This is a genomic window from Cytobacillus sp. OWB-43 (assembly GCF_034651445.1).
GTDB classification, from domain to species: domain Bacteria; phylum Bacillota; class Bacilli; order Bacillales; family Cytobacillaceae; genus Cytobacillus; species Cytobacillus kochii.
In genome coordinates this window covers 592,043-607,547 of sequence record NZ_JAYEFF010000001.1, presented here as the reverse complement: position 1 = coordinate 607,547, position 15,505 = coordinate 592,043, and the positions used below count along the sequence as shown (strand labels likewise).

Here is a 15,505-nt window from a genome sequence, read left to right as displayed (position 1 = left end):
ATAAATTAAATGTAAAGAGGTTCATAATAAACGCCTCAAGGATGATCCTCACCGCTTTACTTTCTTCTATTTTTAAATAAAAAAGACTGTAGGTACCTCGATTACACCGAGTTTACCTACAGTCTGAAAAACCACTTTGGTATTATCTATTAATACATTTGTAAATATTGCTCGCGTTCCCATGGGTGAACTTGCGTTCTGAACATATCCCACTCAATTTCTTTTGCTTCAATAAAGTGCTCAAGAATATGTTCACCAAGTGCAGCAACCATTACTTCATCTTGTTTAAGAAGTTCTAGCGCGCTATAAAGTGTAGCTGGAAGATCTTTAATACCTTCAGCTTCACGTTCCTCTTTGCTCATAACATAGATATTACGGTCTACCGGAGCTGGTGGTGTTAGGTTGTTTTTCACACCATCTAATCCAGCCTTAAGAAGAACAGCCATTGCAAGGTATGGATTGGCAGCTGGGTCAACACTACGTACTTCTACACGTGTACTGACACCACGTGATGCTGGGATACGAATAAGTGGTGAACGGTTTCTTGCAGACCAAGCAACATAACAAGGAGCTTCATATCCAGGCACTAAACGTTTAAAAGAGTTTACTGTTGGATTTGTTACTGCTGTGAAACTTGGTGCATGGTTAATGATACCTGCAATAAAATTACGTGCTGTATCACTAAGTTCTAAATCACCTTTTGTATCATAGAATGCATTTACACCATCTTTAAATAATGAAACGTTACAGTGCATACCTGATCCGTTCACACCGAATAATGGTTTTGGCATAAATGTTGCGTGTAAACCGTGTTTACGTGCAATTGTTTTAACCACTAATTTAAATGTTTGGATGTTATCACATGCTGTAAGTGCATCAGCATATTTAAAATCGATTTCATGTTGCCCTGGAGCCACTTCATGGTGAGAAGCTTCAATTTCAAAGCCCATTTCTTCTAGCTCAAGAACGATATCACGACGGCAATTTTCACCTAAATCAGTTGGAGCTAAATCAAAATAACCACCATTATCATTAAGCTCTAAAGTTGGTTCACCTTGTTGATCTAACTTAAATAAGAAGAATTCTGGTTCTGGTCCAAGGTTAAAATCTGTAAAGCCGAGGTCTTCCATTTCTTTAAGGATTCTTCTTAAGTTATTACGAGGGTCTCCCGCGAATGGCGTACCATCTGGATTATAAATATCGCAGATTAAACGTGCAACTTTTCCTTTTTCAGCTGTCCAAGGGAAGACTACCCATGTGTCTAAGTCTGGGAATAAATACATATCTGATTCTTCAATGCGAACGAAACCTTCAATTGAGGAACCATCGAACATCATTTTATTGTCCAAAGCTTTTTCAAGCTGACTAATTGGGATTTCTACGTTTTTAATTGTTCCTAAAATGTCAGTAAATTGTAATCTGATAAATTTTACATTTTCTTCTTCAGCAATTCGTGTGATATCTTCTTTAGTGAATTTTGCCACCTTGTGTTTCCTCCTTTAAAGTCAAGAAAAGATTTTTTATTTTAATGGAAAAAGCGTGATAAATCACCTTGTCTTAAAGACGATCGAGTAAACCTACCTGCTTGCATAAATTCTTTACGCAAAAGCTTTCTCAATTCGTCATCTGACAAATCGTGTCTCACTTTTTCTTCTTGCTTCTTAAATGCTTGTTCATCCATCTCTTGTTGTTGTTTCACTGTGAATAGTTGCTTTATTCCAGCCATATTGACACCTTGATCAATTAAATCTTTGATCTCTAGCAACTTATCAATATCATTCAATGAATATAGCCTTCTATTCGTATCCGTTCTAGCTGGAGTAATCAATTGGTGTTCTTCATAATAGCGAATCTGTCTTGCTGTTAGCTCAGTCAGCTGCATCACAATGCCAATTGGAAAGAGCGGCATGGAACGACGTATTTCACTTCCAGTCAACCATCTCTCCTCCTTCATTCTTTTACTTTTAATTTCTTTGTATCTTATATCCTATTATATGTCGTGTTAGATAATCTGTCAACAAAATGTTATGTTTTATCACATGGAAATCATGAAATTTTCAAACTTTTTTCCTAATACTGAAAGAAGGCAGCGTATATCCGCCTCCTTTCCCTATATTTATTAATACTTTTGAATGAGTTTTTTCTCTAATAATTGGTCTAACGCTGTACAAATGGCGATTTTCACATGAGAATAGGTTAATCCGCCTTGAACATATGCTTCAAACGGGGGCCGAATAGGTCCGTCTGCTGTTAACTCAATACTTGCTCCTTGTATAAAAGTACCCGCAGCCATAATGACATCATCCTCATATCCTGGCATATATGCTGGATAGGCAGTAACGTGAGAGTTGATTGGGGAAGCATATTGAATCGCTTGACAAAAGGCAACCATCATTTTAGCATCACCAAATTGTACTGATTGTATAAGGTCTGTTCTCTCTGCATCCCATCTTGGATTAGTTTTCATCCCAAAGTATTCGAGAATTGCAGCTGTAAAAACCGCTCCCTTCAAAGCTTGTCCTACTACATGGGGGGCTAAGAAAAAACCCTGATACATCTCCTGTAAACTATATAGTGAGGCTCCAGCTTCCGCTCCAATGCCAGGGGAAGTTAATCGATAAGAGCACGCTTCAACAAGGGCTTTTTTTCCAACAATGTAACCACCCGTTTTCGCCAATCCACCGCCTGGGTTCTTAATAAGGGAACCGGCCATTAAATCGGCACCAACATGACAAGGTTCCATTTCTTCAACAAATTCACCATAACAATTATCGACGAAGATAACGACTTCAGGGTTGATGGACTTAACAAAATGAATCATTTCTTTAATTTCATTTATTGTAAATGATGGTCTTTCCGCATAACCTTTTGAACGTTGTATACCAACCATCTTTGTTGAGGATGTCATTCTTTCTTTGAGTACCTCAAAATCAACAGTACCATCCTCTTGCAATTCAACCGCATCATACCCAATACGAAATTCTTTTAGAGACCCTACCCCTTTACCTCTTATACCGACGATTTCTTCTAACGTATCGTATGGTTTACCAGTAATATATAAAAGGTCATCCCCCGGTCGTAAAATACCAAATAGCGCAGTGGATATAGCATGCGTACCAGAAATGATTTGTGGTCTAACCAATGCTGCTTCGCCACCAAAGACATCTGCATAGATTAATTCTAAAGTATCTCTACCCGCATCGTCATAACCATATCCCGTCGACGGTATAAAATGGCTATCACTTACACGGTGTTTTTGAAAACTCCGCAGAACCCGAAATTGATTCTCATCTATTCTTTCCTCTATTTTATGTGTCACACAAGAAATTTTTTTTTCTACTTCTTGAACAATCTCAGAAAGAGATTCTCCATTTATTAAGCTTTGGAACATGATTTACACCTTTACTTTCTATACTCTATAATGATTTAGCATTTGTGTGATTGGATGATCTTTGAAGTAAAAACCTTTAGCCAAATACATTTGTTTTTCTTCTATAAACTCACTACTCCGCACAATAGTCACCGTATTTAGGAGCGATAATAACTTTCCTTCTGAAGCAGGGATTGCAGCAGTATACGAATCCATTAATTGGGTGACCGCATGTTCAATTGCTTCTTTTAGCAAATAGCGATCACGATCATTTAATGCACTCATTTGTAACGTGTGCCTACCTTTTGTTGGAATGAACCTTTCATGTGCTTCATCTTTTTTATTATAAACAATCAATTGTGGAATCTCTTCCTGCTCTAAATCATCAATTAATTGTTGTACGGTTTGTTCATGTTGGGTGTAGTCCGGATTAGACATATCGACTACATGTAAAATGAGATCCGCTTCGTTTACTTCTTCTAAAGTAGATCTAAAAGCTGCAATTAACGTAGTCGGTAAGTCTTGTATAAATCCAACTGTATCGGTTAAAAGAGCTGTATATCCACTTGGTAAAGACATTTTTCTTGTCATTGGATCAAGTGTGGCAAATAATTGATTTTCTTCATAGGAATCAGCTTCGGTTAGGCGATTAAACAAGGTCGATTTACCCGCATTCGTATAACCTACTAAGGCTATTTGCAGTGCTTGGTTCTTCTTTCTTCTTTCACGATAACGCTTTCTATGATGAACAACTGCCCTCAATTGCTTATCAATATCATCAATTTTCCTTCGTATATGACGGCGATCTGATTCAAGCTTTGTCTCACCTGGACCTCTTGTTCCAATTCCCCCGCCTAAGCGTGAAAGTGCTGTTCCTTGTCCCAATAATCTCGGTAGTAAATATTTTAATTGAGCTAGTTCAACTTGCAGTTTCCCTTCTTTTGAACGAGCTCTGCCAGCAAAAATATCAAGAATCAACTGGGTTCGATCAATAATTCTTGCCGAAATGAATTCGGATAAGTTACGAACTTGACTAGGAGATAGTTCATCATTAAAAATAATCACATCTGCTTCGGTCTCTTCTTGTAGGCGTGATATTTCTTCAACTTTCCCTTTTCCTATATATGTAGATGGATGAATTCTCTCTCTTTTTTGTACAACACTTGTAATCACTTCACCTTTAGCTGTTTTTGTTAGAGACACAAGCTCATCCATTGAATAACTATATTGCAAATCGTCTTCAGTCGTTTGACAGCCGACAAGTATCGCTTTTTCTTTAAAAGACTGTTGTTCCATTAAAGCCCTACTTTCTTTTTAACATATCATTATCATATCAAATTCTTTTGTAATTCACTAATTATTCTTTACGTTAAAGGGAGAAAATTTCCGGTTATCCAAAATGTCCCTGCTAAGTAATCAATAATTATTGTTTACCACAAAAATTTATTTATTGAAAATCATTGATTTCATGCTTTTTCATGTTAAAATCTATATGTTTGTGTTTTAGCAGGATTTTAAGAACGTGTGGTGATATGTGATGTTAACTTGGGATTTTTTAAGTATGATTGGTACAATTGCTTTTGCCATTAGCGGTGCTATCGTAGCAATGGAAGAAGATTATGATATATTAGGCATTTATATTTTAGGTATTGTCACTGCCTTTGGTGGGGGAGCCATCCGTAATTTATTAATTGGGGTACCCGTATCAACATTGTGGGAACAGGGAACTTTTTTTCAAATCGCCCTCTTGTCTATTACATTGATTATTATTTTTCCCCATCACTTATTGAAGCATTGGCATAAGTGGGGAAACTTCACTGATGCCATCGGATTATCAGCATTTGCTATACAAGGTGCACTTTATGCTGCTGATATGAATCATCCATTAAGCGCAATTATCGTTGCCGCAGTATTAACCGGTAGTGGTGGTGGAATGATTCGTGATTTATTAGCACAAAGAAAACCTTTAGTATTACGATCAGAAATCTATGCTGTTTGGGCGATTATTACTGGGCTATTAATTGGATTAAATATTTTCACATCAGCAGTAGAACTCATAATATTATTCATAACAATTACAGCCCTTAGAGTATTATCTTACACTTATAAATGGAAACTTCCTACAAAACAATTCAAGTTAAATTAAATATAAAATAGTAAAAAAACAGAGCCACGTTTCAGCCCACGATAAAAGGTAGGAGACTGGCTCTGCTTAATTCAATTTCCATCTCTATTAATAACAAAAACAAGCTCCTAAATTAATCGGAGCTAAAACAAGGTCAATCATCTTCTTCAAAAACTAAGTCGTTGCTTCTAATAGTCATTAATTCATGGCGGTCATAATGACTTTGCATTAAAAGCCTCATGGATTGTGCGCGTATTGCCTTTTCGATAATATTTCTTATATATCTTCCATTAGAAAATGTTTGTGGATTTAAGACTGTTTTCACCCAAAGTAAGTGATCTTTTAATTTCCTTTCACTTTCTCTACTAAGTACGTACTCTTTTTGTTTCAGCATTCTTTGCCCAATCTCCATTAATTGTTCAATCGAATAATCTGGAAAATCTATAACTAGCGGAAACCTAGAATGTAAACCCGGATTTAAAGATAAAAAATAGTCCATTTCTTTTGAATATCCGGCTAAAATCAGTATAAAATCATGCTGTTTATCTTCCATATGTTTCACTAATGTATCGATTGCCTCTTTACCAAAATCCTTTTCCCCTCCTCTACCGAGGGAATATGCTTCATCGATAAAAAGTATGCCTCCGATTGCTTTCTTAATTAAATCTCTCGTTTTTTGAGCTGTATGGCCAATATATTCTCCTACTAAGTCAGCCCTTTCAGCTTCGATCAAATGTCCCTTTGTCAAAACATCCATTTTTTGAAATAGCTTACTTATTAACCTCGCTACCGTTGTTTTCCCTGTACCAGGGTTTCCCTTGAACATCATATGAAGGGACTGCTTTCCCGCTTTCAGTCCTGCTTCTTCTCGCTTCTTGTTCACATAGATCCAGGCATAAATTTCTTTAATCATTCTCTTCATTTCTTCCATGCCTACTAAAGCAGCTAATTCTTCTTCAATTTCTCTAAGAGCAAGATGCTCTGATTGTAAGGTTTTTTGTACAACATTCGGTTCGGGTATTTCCTTTGTTAAGGCTTTTCTTTTTTGAGAATTTAGTACAATACTGATTTGTCCATTATTTTTCAAACGAATCGGCTGATCCAATAGCTTTCACCTCACATTCTCTTGCACCAGTATACGCTAAGATTGCCTTAATTGTGACAAAAGCCTAGTCGTTATCTCAAGTCGTTATTTAGCCTATTCTATTATTAGAAGTTAGAGTCTTCTTGTTCATATATATTCAATTTGGAGGAAAATCATTAAAGTTTTTTTAGTGAAAACAAAATTGTTAATAATTAAATATAAATTATAGAACAACAGAATTTCTTCCAACAAGATTGTCAAAGCATAAGAAAAAGCCCGCATCATTTGCGGACTCGACAAGGCAACTTTATTATTTTTGTTCCATATCTAGCGATACATTTCGTTGAGGAGCAAATGTTGAAATCGCGTGCTTATAAACAAGTTGTTGTTTTCCTTCTGATTCAAATAGGACAGTAAAATTATCAAATCCCTTTACTTGCCCCCTAATTTGGAAACCGTTTAACAAGAAAACTGTCACATTGGCATTATCTTTTCGCAATTGATTTAGAAATTGATCTTGGATATTGATTGATGTTTTCATTACAAATCCTCCTCTTTTATCTCTATTATTATGTATTCGATTTAATTTTCAGCTTTCCTTCAATCGTTACATAAATTTCATTTATTTTTTTATGAAAACCCTTTGAATCGAGAGCTTCACTCATATCTATCCAACTAACATCCAGTTTATTACGAAACCAGGTTAGCTGTCTTTTGGCATATCTTCGTGAGTTTTGCTTTAGTTGATCAACAGCTTCGTCTAAAGTAATCAAACCATCAAAATAAGGGTAGAATTCCTTATATCCTATCGCTTGCATGGACTGACAGTTTTGCAACCCCTTATCACTAAACCCTTTCACCTCTTCCAATAGGCCATTATCCATCATCATATCTATTCTCTGATTAATTCGTTTATACAAAAGATCTCTGTCCATTGTTAAACCGATTACAGCGGCATTATATACCGATTCAAGTTCCTGTTTACTTTGCCATTCTGTCATCGTTTTTCCCGTACAATGGTATACTTCGAGAGCCCGAATCACTCTTCGAATATTATTAGGATGTATTTTTCCCGCAGATACCGGATCGACCACCTGTAATTCCTTATGTATACAAACATTCCCTTCAACTTTCGCCCTTTCCTCTAAGCGATATCGAAAATCATCATCTGAGGGGGCATTTGAAAATTGATAGTCAAATAGAACGGATTGTATATATAGTCCCGTCCCCCCTACAATAATGGGTAACTTCCCTTTACTACTGATTTCAGTTATCTTTTCTCTGACAATTGTTTGAAATTCAGCTGTCGAAAAACTTTCATCTGGCTCTTTAATATCAATTAAATGATGGCTGATACCTTCTGTCTCTTCTTTCGTTATTTTAGCTGTACCAATGTCCATACCTTTGTAAATTTGCATGGAATCACCACTAATAATTTCACCATTATATTTTTTTGCCAGTTCAATACTTGTTTTTGTTTTCCCTACAGCAGTAGGTCCTATAAGAATAATGATTTTTTCTTTTTGATTTGTCATTCACTCACACTGCCTTTTAGTCTTTCAATTTCTACCTTATCGTACCATAAGCATAGGAAGGAAAAAAGACAATCAATACTCAAACATTATTCACCCTTTTTCTACAAATTAAACCTTTTTTATTGCGGATTCGATTCTTTTTTACAGTGGAGATTACATTTTTATAACGTTTTATTTACATTCAGGCTTCTATAGTCGTTTCATGTTACCTTATAAAAAGCGGAGTTTAAGATAAGATGTCTTATGAATATGGTCTTATGAAAATGGATTGAGACGAAGCAGAATTATAGGAAATTAGGTGATTGATAATGATAGGAAATGCTGAAATTGGAATCGATTTAGGAACAGCTAATATACTTGTTTATAGTAAAGCAAAAGGAATCGCTCTCAATGAGCCTTCTGTTGTTGCGATTGATACAGAAACAAAAAAAGTGCTTGCAGTTGGCTCTGAAGCAAAAGAAATGATTGGTAAAACACCGGGACGAATTGTCGCCATACGCCCACTAAAAGATGGGGTAATTGCCGATTTCGATACAACAACAGAAATGTTACGTCATATTATGAAAAAAGCTGCAAAAGCTGGTGGCTTCTCAATTAGAAAGCCGAGTGTTGTTGTATGTACACCTTCCGGGTCGACAAGTGTTGAAAGAAGAGCGATTCAAGACGCAGTACGAAACGCCGGTGCAAAAAAAGTTTTCGTTATTGAGGAACCTGTTGCAGCAGCAATTGGCGCTGGTATGCCAGTCGATGAGCCAGTAGCAAATGTAGTAGTTGACATAGGTGGCGGTTCAACTGAAGTGGCGATTATTTCCTTCGGTGGTGTAGTTGCTTGCCACTCCGTCCGTATTGGCGGAGACCGTTTAGACGATGATATTATTCAGTATGTGCGTAAAGAATACAACGTACTTATTGGTGAAAGAACAGCAGAGAATATTAAAATTGAGATTGGCCATGCGCTGATTAACCATGATGAATTAAAAATGGAGATACGTGGGAGAGATTTAGTTACTGGTTTACCAAAAACCATTGAGCTTTCTTCCTTTGAAATTAGGGATGCGATGAAAGAAGCGTTACTCAGTATTTTAGAAGCACTAAGAGCAACATTAGAAGATAGCCCTGCTGAATTAAGCGGTGATATCGTTGACCGTGGAGTCATTTTAACTGGCGGTGGAGCTTTACTTAACGGTATGCAAGAATGGATCAGTCAAGAGATTGATGTGCCTGTTCACCTTGCTCCAAATCCGTTAGAATCCGTCGCAATTGGAACAGGAAAATCATTAAAATACATGGACAAATTACAAACAGCCAATGCGAAATAATTAAAAAAGAGAGAACCGCGTATCACTAATTTTGCGGTTCTCTCTTTTTATGTGACCATAAGCGTTTTAGAGTTGATTTCCTGTATCCTTCTTAAAACAAAGGTCTCTTTAAAGCAAGTCTTACATAATACGCTTAAACATTTTTTCCATTTCATATATAGAATAATGAATGATAATTGGGCGACCATGAGGACAAGTAAAGGGATCATTCGTTTGTCGTAACTCATCAAGTAATGCTTGAATTTCATCGTTACGTAAATGGCGATTTGCTTTTATGGAACCTTTACAACTCATCATGATAGCCGCTTCTTCTCTCAGTTTTTTTATATCCACTCGTTTCATATTCAGCAATTGTTCTATCATATCCACAATCGTTTCTTGTTCCTCTCCTTTAGGAAACCATTGTGGATGCGCACGAACGATATAACTGTTGTGGCCAAACTCCTCTAAGAAAACTCCCACTTTTTCAAGTTCGTCTTTATATTCTTCAATCTTTATCACATCGTCATTCGCATATTCAAAGGTCATTGGAATCAAAAGCTCCTGTAATTCACTTTCTACTTTCCCAACCTTTTCCTTAAAAAACTCATATTTGATTCTTTCCTGAGCCGCATGCTGGTCAATGATATACAAACCATTATCATTTTGTGCAAAAATATAGGTACCATGCATTTGACCTATAGGATACATCGCTGGGACTCTAGAAGGAAGCACGAATTCCTCTTCTTCTGCAAGCGTTATATTTTCTCCTTCTTGTGAATCCACTTCTTTAGGTGGAGCAGAAACTTCTATTGCAGGAGCCGTTTCAAAGATCGTATTTTTTACTTGTTGATTTGGTGTTACTGAATCTTCTTGGATGAATTGTACTTCTGTTTCTTTCCTTTCTTGCTCGATCTCTTTAAATGGTTTTCTTTCAGGTAAATGATCGAGGTGAAGGAATGTTTGTTCATCTTTTGGCTTAATTATTTTCTTTTCGGTAAAGCCACTTGGAATTAATTCTTCTTTTTTAAAGACTTGTTTAATGGTGGCCGTTACTAATTCGTTTAATTCATGCTCTTTACTTAACCGAACTTCCATTTTAGAAGGATGAACGTTTACATCTACTAATAATGGGTCCATTTCAATGTTTAATAAAACAATGGGATACCGTCCTATCGGCAATAATGTATGATAACCTTCCTGAATCGCTTTCACTAAAGGGTAGTTTTTAATAAACCTACCATTGATCATCGTTGAAATATAATTTCTCGAAGCTCTCGTTATTTCTGGTAACGCTACATAACCAGAAACCTTGAAGTCAAGGGACTGAGTTTGAATGGGAATCATTTTTTTGACAATATTTAAACCATAGATCGCCGCTAAAACTTGACGAACATCACAATTACCTGTTGTTTTTAACAATTGCTTATCATTATGGAGTAACCTGAATGAAATCTCCGGGTGTGATAAAGATAAGCGATTCATGACATCTGTAATATTACCTAATTCGGTATGAATCGTTTTCATATATTTAAGTCTAGCCGGCGTATTGTAAAACAAATCTGACACGGTAATATCTGTACCTTTACGACTAGCTGCCTTTTCCATCGTTACAACTTTTCCGCCTTCAAGCACCACTCTCGTACCTATATCACTATGGCAAGTCTTCAATTCAACTTTGGAAACGGAAGCAATAGAGGGCAACGCTTCCCCTCTAAATCCTAATGTGCGAATCCTAAATAGGTCGCTCTCGTCTTGGATTTTACTTGTCGCATGTCGGTGGAACGCATGGAGAACGTCATCTTCTGCTATTCCTTCTCCATTATCGATGATGCGGATACTTGAAAGGCCAGCTTCTTCTACTTCCACTTCTATAACAGAACTGCCTGCATCAATTGCATTTTCAACTAATTCTTTTACAACAGATGCTGGACGCTCAACGACTTCTCCTGCTGCGATTTTATTTGATAGATAATCATCTAAGAGCTTGATTTTACCCATTAGGATTCACCCTTTCAATCTTTATTTTAATTTTTTTTGTATTTCATATAAGGTATTTAATGCCGTCATCGGTGTCATTTCTAGAATGTCTAGTTTCTTTAGCTGATCAAGCAACTTTCTTTCCTTTGTTGCAATATTTGTTCCTCTTTTCGCTTGCGTTTCTTCTTCAAAGAATGACAATTGGCCAACCGCTTCTTCTTGTACGTCTATTTTTGTTGCTGTTGCATTTATTTTTGTTGAATCCTTTGCTTCTAGTCGCGTAAGGATTTCGTTTGCTCTTTGAATCAATGTCTCCGGTAGCTCTGCAAGTTGGGCAACATGTATACCATAACTTTTATCTGCTGAGCCTTCTTTAATCTTATGGAGAAATACGACCTTCCCGTTTTGTTCAACTGCACTTACATGCACATTTTCTAAATGGGGTAACTCCTCTGCCAAAACAGTAAGCTCATGATAATGCGTTGAGAACAATGTTTTCGCCCCAATATGGTGGTGAATATATTCAATAATCGCCTGAGCAAGGGCCATTCCATCATAGGTCGACGTTCCCCTACCAATTTCGTCAAATAGGATAAGACTATTTTCTGTGGCATGAACAATGGCATTCCTTGCTTCTAACATCTCGACCATAAATGTGCTTTGTCCAGAGATTAAATCATCTGCCGCACCTATTCTAGTAAACACTTGGTCAAAAATAGGTAACACCGCTTGTTTGGCAGGAACAAAACAACCAACTTGTGCCAAAATTGAGGTTAAAGCAATTTGTCGCATATATGTACTTTTACCTGACATATTAGGTCCAGTAATAAGTAACAACTCTCTTTCATCATCCATATAACAGTCATTTGCTACATATTCTTGCGCATTCATCACTTTTTCAACAACCGGATGTCTCCCGTCCTCAATGACGATTTTCCGTTCACTAGAAAAGGTCGGTTTATGGTATTGCCGCTGTTCGCTAACCACAGAGAAACATTGCAATACATCCAATTCACTTATAAGCTTGGCAAGATTCTGGATGCGTGGAATATGCTCTTTTACCTGTTCTCTTACCTCTAAGAATAATGTGTATTCTAGTTCAACCGATTTTTCTTCCGCTTGTAGAATTAATGCCTCTTTTTCTTTTAGCTCTGGAGTAATAAACCGTTCAGCATTTGTTAAGGTTTGCTTTCGTTCATATAAACCTTCTTCTAACAGATGAAGATTAGACTTTGTCACTTCAATATAATATCCGAAGACACGATTGTATCCGATTTTTAATGACTTAATCCCTGTCTTCTCTCTCTCTCTCTTCTCAAGCTGAGCGATCCAATTTTTACCGTTTTTCGTTGCGTCACGATATTGATCGAGTGCTTCATTAAAACCGTCAGCAATAATATTCCCTTCCTTGATGGTTAACGGGGGATTATCGGTAATGGCTCTTTCTAACAAGTCGGTTACATCCTCACAAGGATCAAGTTCATTTGCCAACTGTTTAGCAACGTCATTCGTTAACTGATTCACTACATGACCTATTTTGGGTACTTGCTGTAATGATTTTTGCAATTGAAATAAGTCACGAGCATTGACATTACCGAATGCGACTCTACCTGCAAGTCGCTCTAAGTCATATACCTCTTTTAAAGTATCTCTTAGCTCTTCTCGTTCGAAATAATGATTCATGAAAGTTTCCACCATTGATTGTCGTTCTATAATGGCATCCTTATTAATTAGCGGACGATCTATCCATTGTTTTAACATTCTCGAACCCATCGCTGTTTTCGTTTCATCCAGCAGCCAAAGAAGTGAACCTTTCTTTCCATTTGAACGCATCGTTTCAGTTAGTTCTAGGTTTTTCTTCGAGAAGTAATCAATTTTCATAAATTGGTTCACTTCATACACTTCAGCAAGTTGCAAATGGTCAAGGCTACGTTTTTGTGTTTTGTATAAATAATTATATAATCTCATTACTGTTTCACGCAGTCGATCATTTGCTAACTTTGCTATACTTTCCTGAAACACTTCCCGAGTTTGGATATCGTCTTCAATAGAAATGGTCAGTACCATTCTCTCTTTCATCTTTTTGAGCCATTTATCTGAGAACTGCGAAGAGACGACAATTTCTTTCGCATTAGAAACTGAAAGCTCATTCAAAATGGAAGTAAAACCATCAGTTATAATGGTCGCTTTTGTTTCTCCTGTTGATAAATCACTATATGCAAAACCATAAGTATCATCTTCAAATGCGCTTACTGTAGCGATATAGTTATTTTCCTTTTCATTTAACCCCTTACCTTCCATCCGAGTCCCAGGTGTAATTAATTGAACAACTTCCCTTTTGACTACACCTTTAGCCTGTTTCGGATCTTCGGTTTGTTCACATATGGCTACTTTGTAGCCTTTTTCAATTAAGCGTTCGATATAATTCGGGGCTGAATGATAAGGTACCCCGCACATCGGTATGCGGTCTTCAGCTCCTCCGTCTCTACTTGTTAATGTAATTTCTAACTCTCTTGATGCTGAAATCGCATCGTCAAAAAACATCTCATAAAAATCGCCTAAACGAAAAAATAAAAAGGCATCTTGATAATCTGCCTTTACCCTTAAATATTGTTGTATCATCGGCGTATATGTTGCTGCCATAATTTCCTCCACATAATTCATAATCTATTATTTTCTTATCTCATTATATCATACTTGAAAGTCAACAAACGATTAGAAATGCTTCATACTCTTACCCGCCTTAACTCTTCAACACTTTGAAAAAAGAAAAAAACTAGGAAGTAAAACCTCCTAGTTAGTTTTTATTCCTCTTCAGTTCCAATGATGAAGTCTGGGTTTAAGTCTTCAAATTCCTCATCTTCTGCTTCTAATCCCCAATCTTCATCTTCGCAGTCACCAGCATCAGCAACTGCTACACAAATCTTTGTTTCTCCAATGACTTCAACAATAAACTCTCTCTCCACATGTACAATAATTTTATTGCCATTTTTAGAGATTGTTGCTTCAATACAGTTTGGTTGTTGAACGACCCGTGCAACAACTTCAATATCGTCAAGGATTTCTTCATCACGATACTTCACTTTGATTACATCTTTGTATTCCACGCATTCTGTTACTACTTCAGTTTGCGTGTTATCTTTATAAGAATACCAGATATTGATATCAAAGCTTCCGCTAACCTCTACAGTATTTCCCACCTTTTTCGCTTTGTACTTATGGTTAATGATCCAAGCACCAAGAATACTAGATGGGTGGTGTTGAGGACAAACCGTGTGATTGGACTGGATAAACTTACGTCCTTTCGCAACGACTGCCTTCGTTATTATCTCTCTATAGTCTCCCATTGCGAGCGAACCCTCCTCATTCATTTTCAATTCATCCTATGCGGGATATTAGACTAGTGTGCGACATATTTTCTTGTGGGCAATTAGCCAAATCCATTAGCATGCTTTATCATATGCCGCATACGGGCGATTGTTACGGACTGAGGTGGGCAAGGGCCCAATCTAGGAAAGATTTTTCAGCAACCTCTTGAAACATTCTCTCTCAATTTTGGTTCAAATACCGGTATTGATTGTCACGTAGCTGTTAAATTAATCATACGAGGATAGAAGTGGCGTTATTGTGATAGTTGTCTTACGAAGGATTAATTGGTCAGTTAAATAATATCTTGAAAACGCATCTCACTTGTAGAAAATTTGAATTCTCAAATTTCACCTTACTGTATAGTTTGTTCCCAATTATATTGTTTTCTTATAGTACACTTTTTCATTTCTCACAAAACGGCGCAAAATTAGAGATATAAATTTACGCCTCAATAGAAACAAATAAGATACATGCATAAGTGAGATTAGCCGTTTAAATAAGCACAGATCAGCAGCGCTGGGTACTATTGCTGGTCTTTAGACTATTTTTTTACAATATCTTTATAACTTTACAGTTTTTCATCAACAAAGGTTGTGCAGCTGCAACCGATTCAATCATTGCCCAAAGCGACAACGATGCAGATGTATTATTGCTTTTAAAAAGGGCGATTATGGATTGCAGGCAATTGGTTATAAATACGGTTGCATTGAATGTGATGTATTTTTTAACAAGCAAAAAAAGACC

12 protein-coding genes are annotated in these 15,505 nt (G+C 36.7%); 2 read left to right on the top strand and 10 right to left on the bottom strand.

From position 1 onward, the window contains the following. Positions 1 to 149: 149 nt before the first annotated feature. The 4 genes from glnA to hflX form a co-directional block, all read right to left on the bottom strand. Positions 150 to 1,484, bottom strand: coding sequence for a type I glutamate--ammonia ligase (gene glnA / locus U9M49_RS03065; protein ID WP_095369442.1), 1,335 nt, complete (start codon positions 1,482 to 1,484; stop codon positions 150 to 152). Positions 1,485 to 1,525: 41 nt separating this feature from the next. Continuing rightward, a complete protein-coding gene (locus U9M49_RS03060) occupies positions 1,526 to 1,936 on the bottom strand; it encodes a MerR family transcriptional regulator (RefSeq protein WP_095369443.1) in 411 nt (136 codons plus the stop codon). 183 nt (positions 1,937 to 2,119) lie between these two features. Continuing rightward, on the bottom strand, positions 2,120 to 3,391 hold the full coding sequence (locus U9M49_RS03055; protein WP_095369444.1) for an aminotransferase class I/II-fold pyridoxal phosphate-dependent enzyme: 1,272 nt from the start codon (positions 3,389 to 3,391) through the stop codon (positions 2,120 to 2,122). 18 nt (positions 3,392 to 3,409) lie between these two features. Then, complete coding sequence (gene hflX / locus U9M49_RS03050) at positions 3,410 to 4,666, bottom strand: GTPase HflX (protein ID WP_307314327.1); 1,257 nt, start codon at positions 4,664 to 4,666, stop codon at positions 3,410 to 3,412. A gap of 241 nt (positions 4,667 to 4,907) precedes the next feature. Between hflX and U9M49_RS03045 the strand changes: the two genes are divergently transcribed. Next, positions 4,908 to 5,516: a trimeric intracellular cation channel family protein gene (locus U9M49_RS03045; RefSeq protein ID WP_095369445.1), complete on the top strand. Its 609-nt coding sequence runs from the start codon at positions 4,908 to 4,910 to the stop codon at positions 5,514 to 5,516. 133 nt (positions 5,517 to 5,649) lie between these two features. Here the strand turns inward: U9M49_RS03045 and spoVK are convergent, their stop codons facing one another. The 3 genes from spoVK to miaA form a co-directional block, all read right to left on the bottom strand. Next, positions 5,650 to 6,600, bottom strand: coding sequence for a stage V sporulation protein K (gene spoVK / locus U9M49_RS03040; protein ID WP_095369446.1), 951 nt, complete (start codon positions 6,598 to 6,600; stop codon positions 5,650 to 5,652). Between the two features lie 289 nt (positions 6,601 to 6,889). Next, complete coding sequence (gene hfq / locus U9M49_RS03035; protein ID WP_095369447.1) at positions 6,890 to 7,120, bottom strand: RNA chaperone Hfq; 231 nt, start codon at positions 7,118 to 7,120, stop codon at positions 6,890 to 6,892. A gap of 28 nt (positions 7,121 to 7,148) precedes the next feature. Continuing rightward, a complete protein-coding gene (miaA, locus tag U9M49_RS03030) occupies positions 7,149 to 8,114 on the bottom strand; it encodes a tRNA (adenosine(37)-N6)-dimethylallyltransferase MiaA (RefSeq protein ID WP_095369448.1) in 966 nt (321 codons plus the stop codon). Positions 8,115 to 8,422: 308 nt separating this feature from the next. Here miaA and mreBH point away from each other — a divergent pair, with 308 nt between their 5' ends. Continuing rightward, positions 8,423 to 9,433, top strand: coding sequence for a rod-share determining protein MreBH (gene mreBH, locus U9M49_RS03025; RefSeq protein ID WP_095369449.1), 1,011 nt, complete (start codon positions 8,423 to 8,425; stop codon positions 9,431 to 9,433). Positions 9,434 to 9,553: 120 nt separating this feature from the next. On the opposite strand, the gene mutL is transcribed toward mreBH, so the two are convergent. From mutL to U9M49_RS03010, 3 genes are all read right to left on the bottom strand, one after another. Next, a complete protein-coding gene (mutL, locus tag U9M49_RS03020) occupies positions 9,554 to 11,413 on the bottom strand; it encodes a DNA mismatch repair endonuclease MutL (protein ID WP_095369450.1) in 1,860 nt (619 codons plus the stop codon). Between the two features lie 21 nt (positions 11,414 to 11,434). Further along, positions 11,435 to 14,035: a DNA mismatch repair protein MutS gene (mutS, locus tag U9M49_RS03015; protein ID WP_322909249.1), complete on the bottom strand. Its 2,601-nt coding sequence runs from the start codon at positions 14,033 to 14,035 to the stop codon at positions 11,435 to 11,437. A gap of 161 nt (positions 14,036 to 14,196) precedes the next feature. After that, entirely contained in the window at positions 14,197 to 14,739 is a 543-nt protein-coding gene (locus tag U9M49_RS03010; protein ID WP_095369452.1) for an outer spore coat protein CotE, read from the bottom strand. Positions 14,740 to 15,505 lie beyond the last annotated feature (766 nt).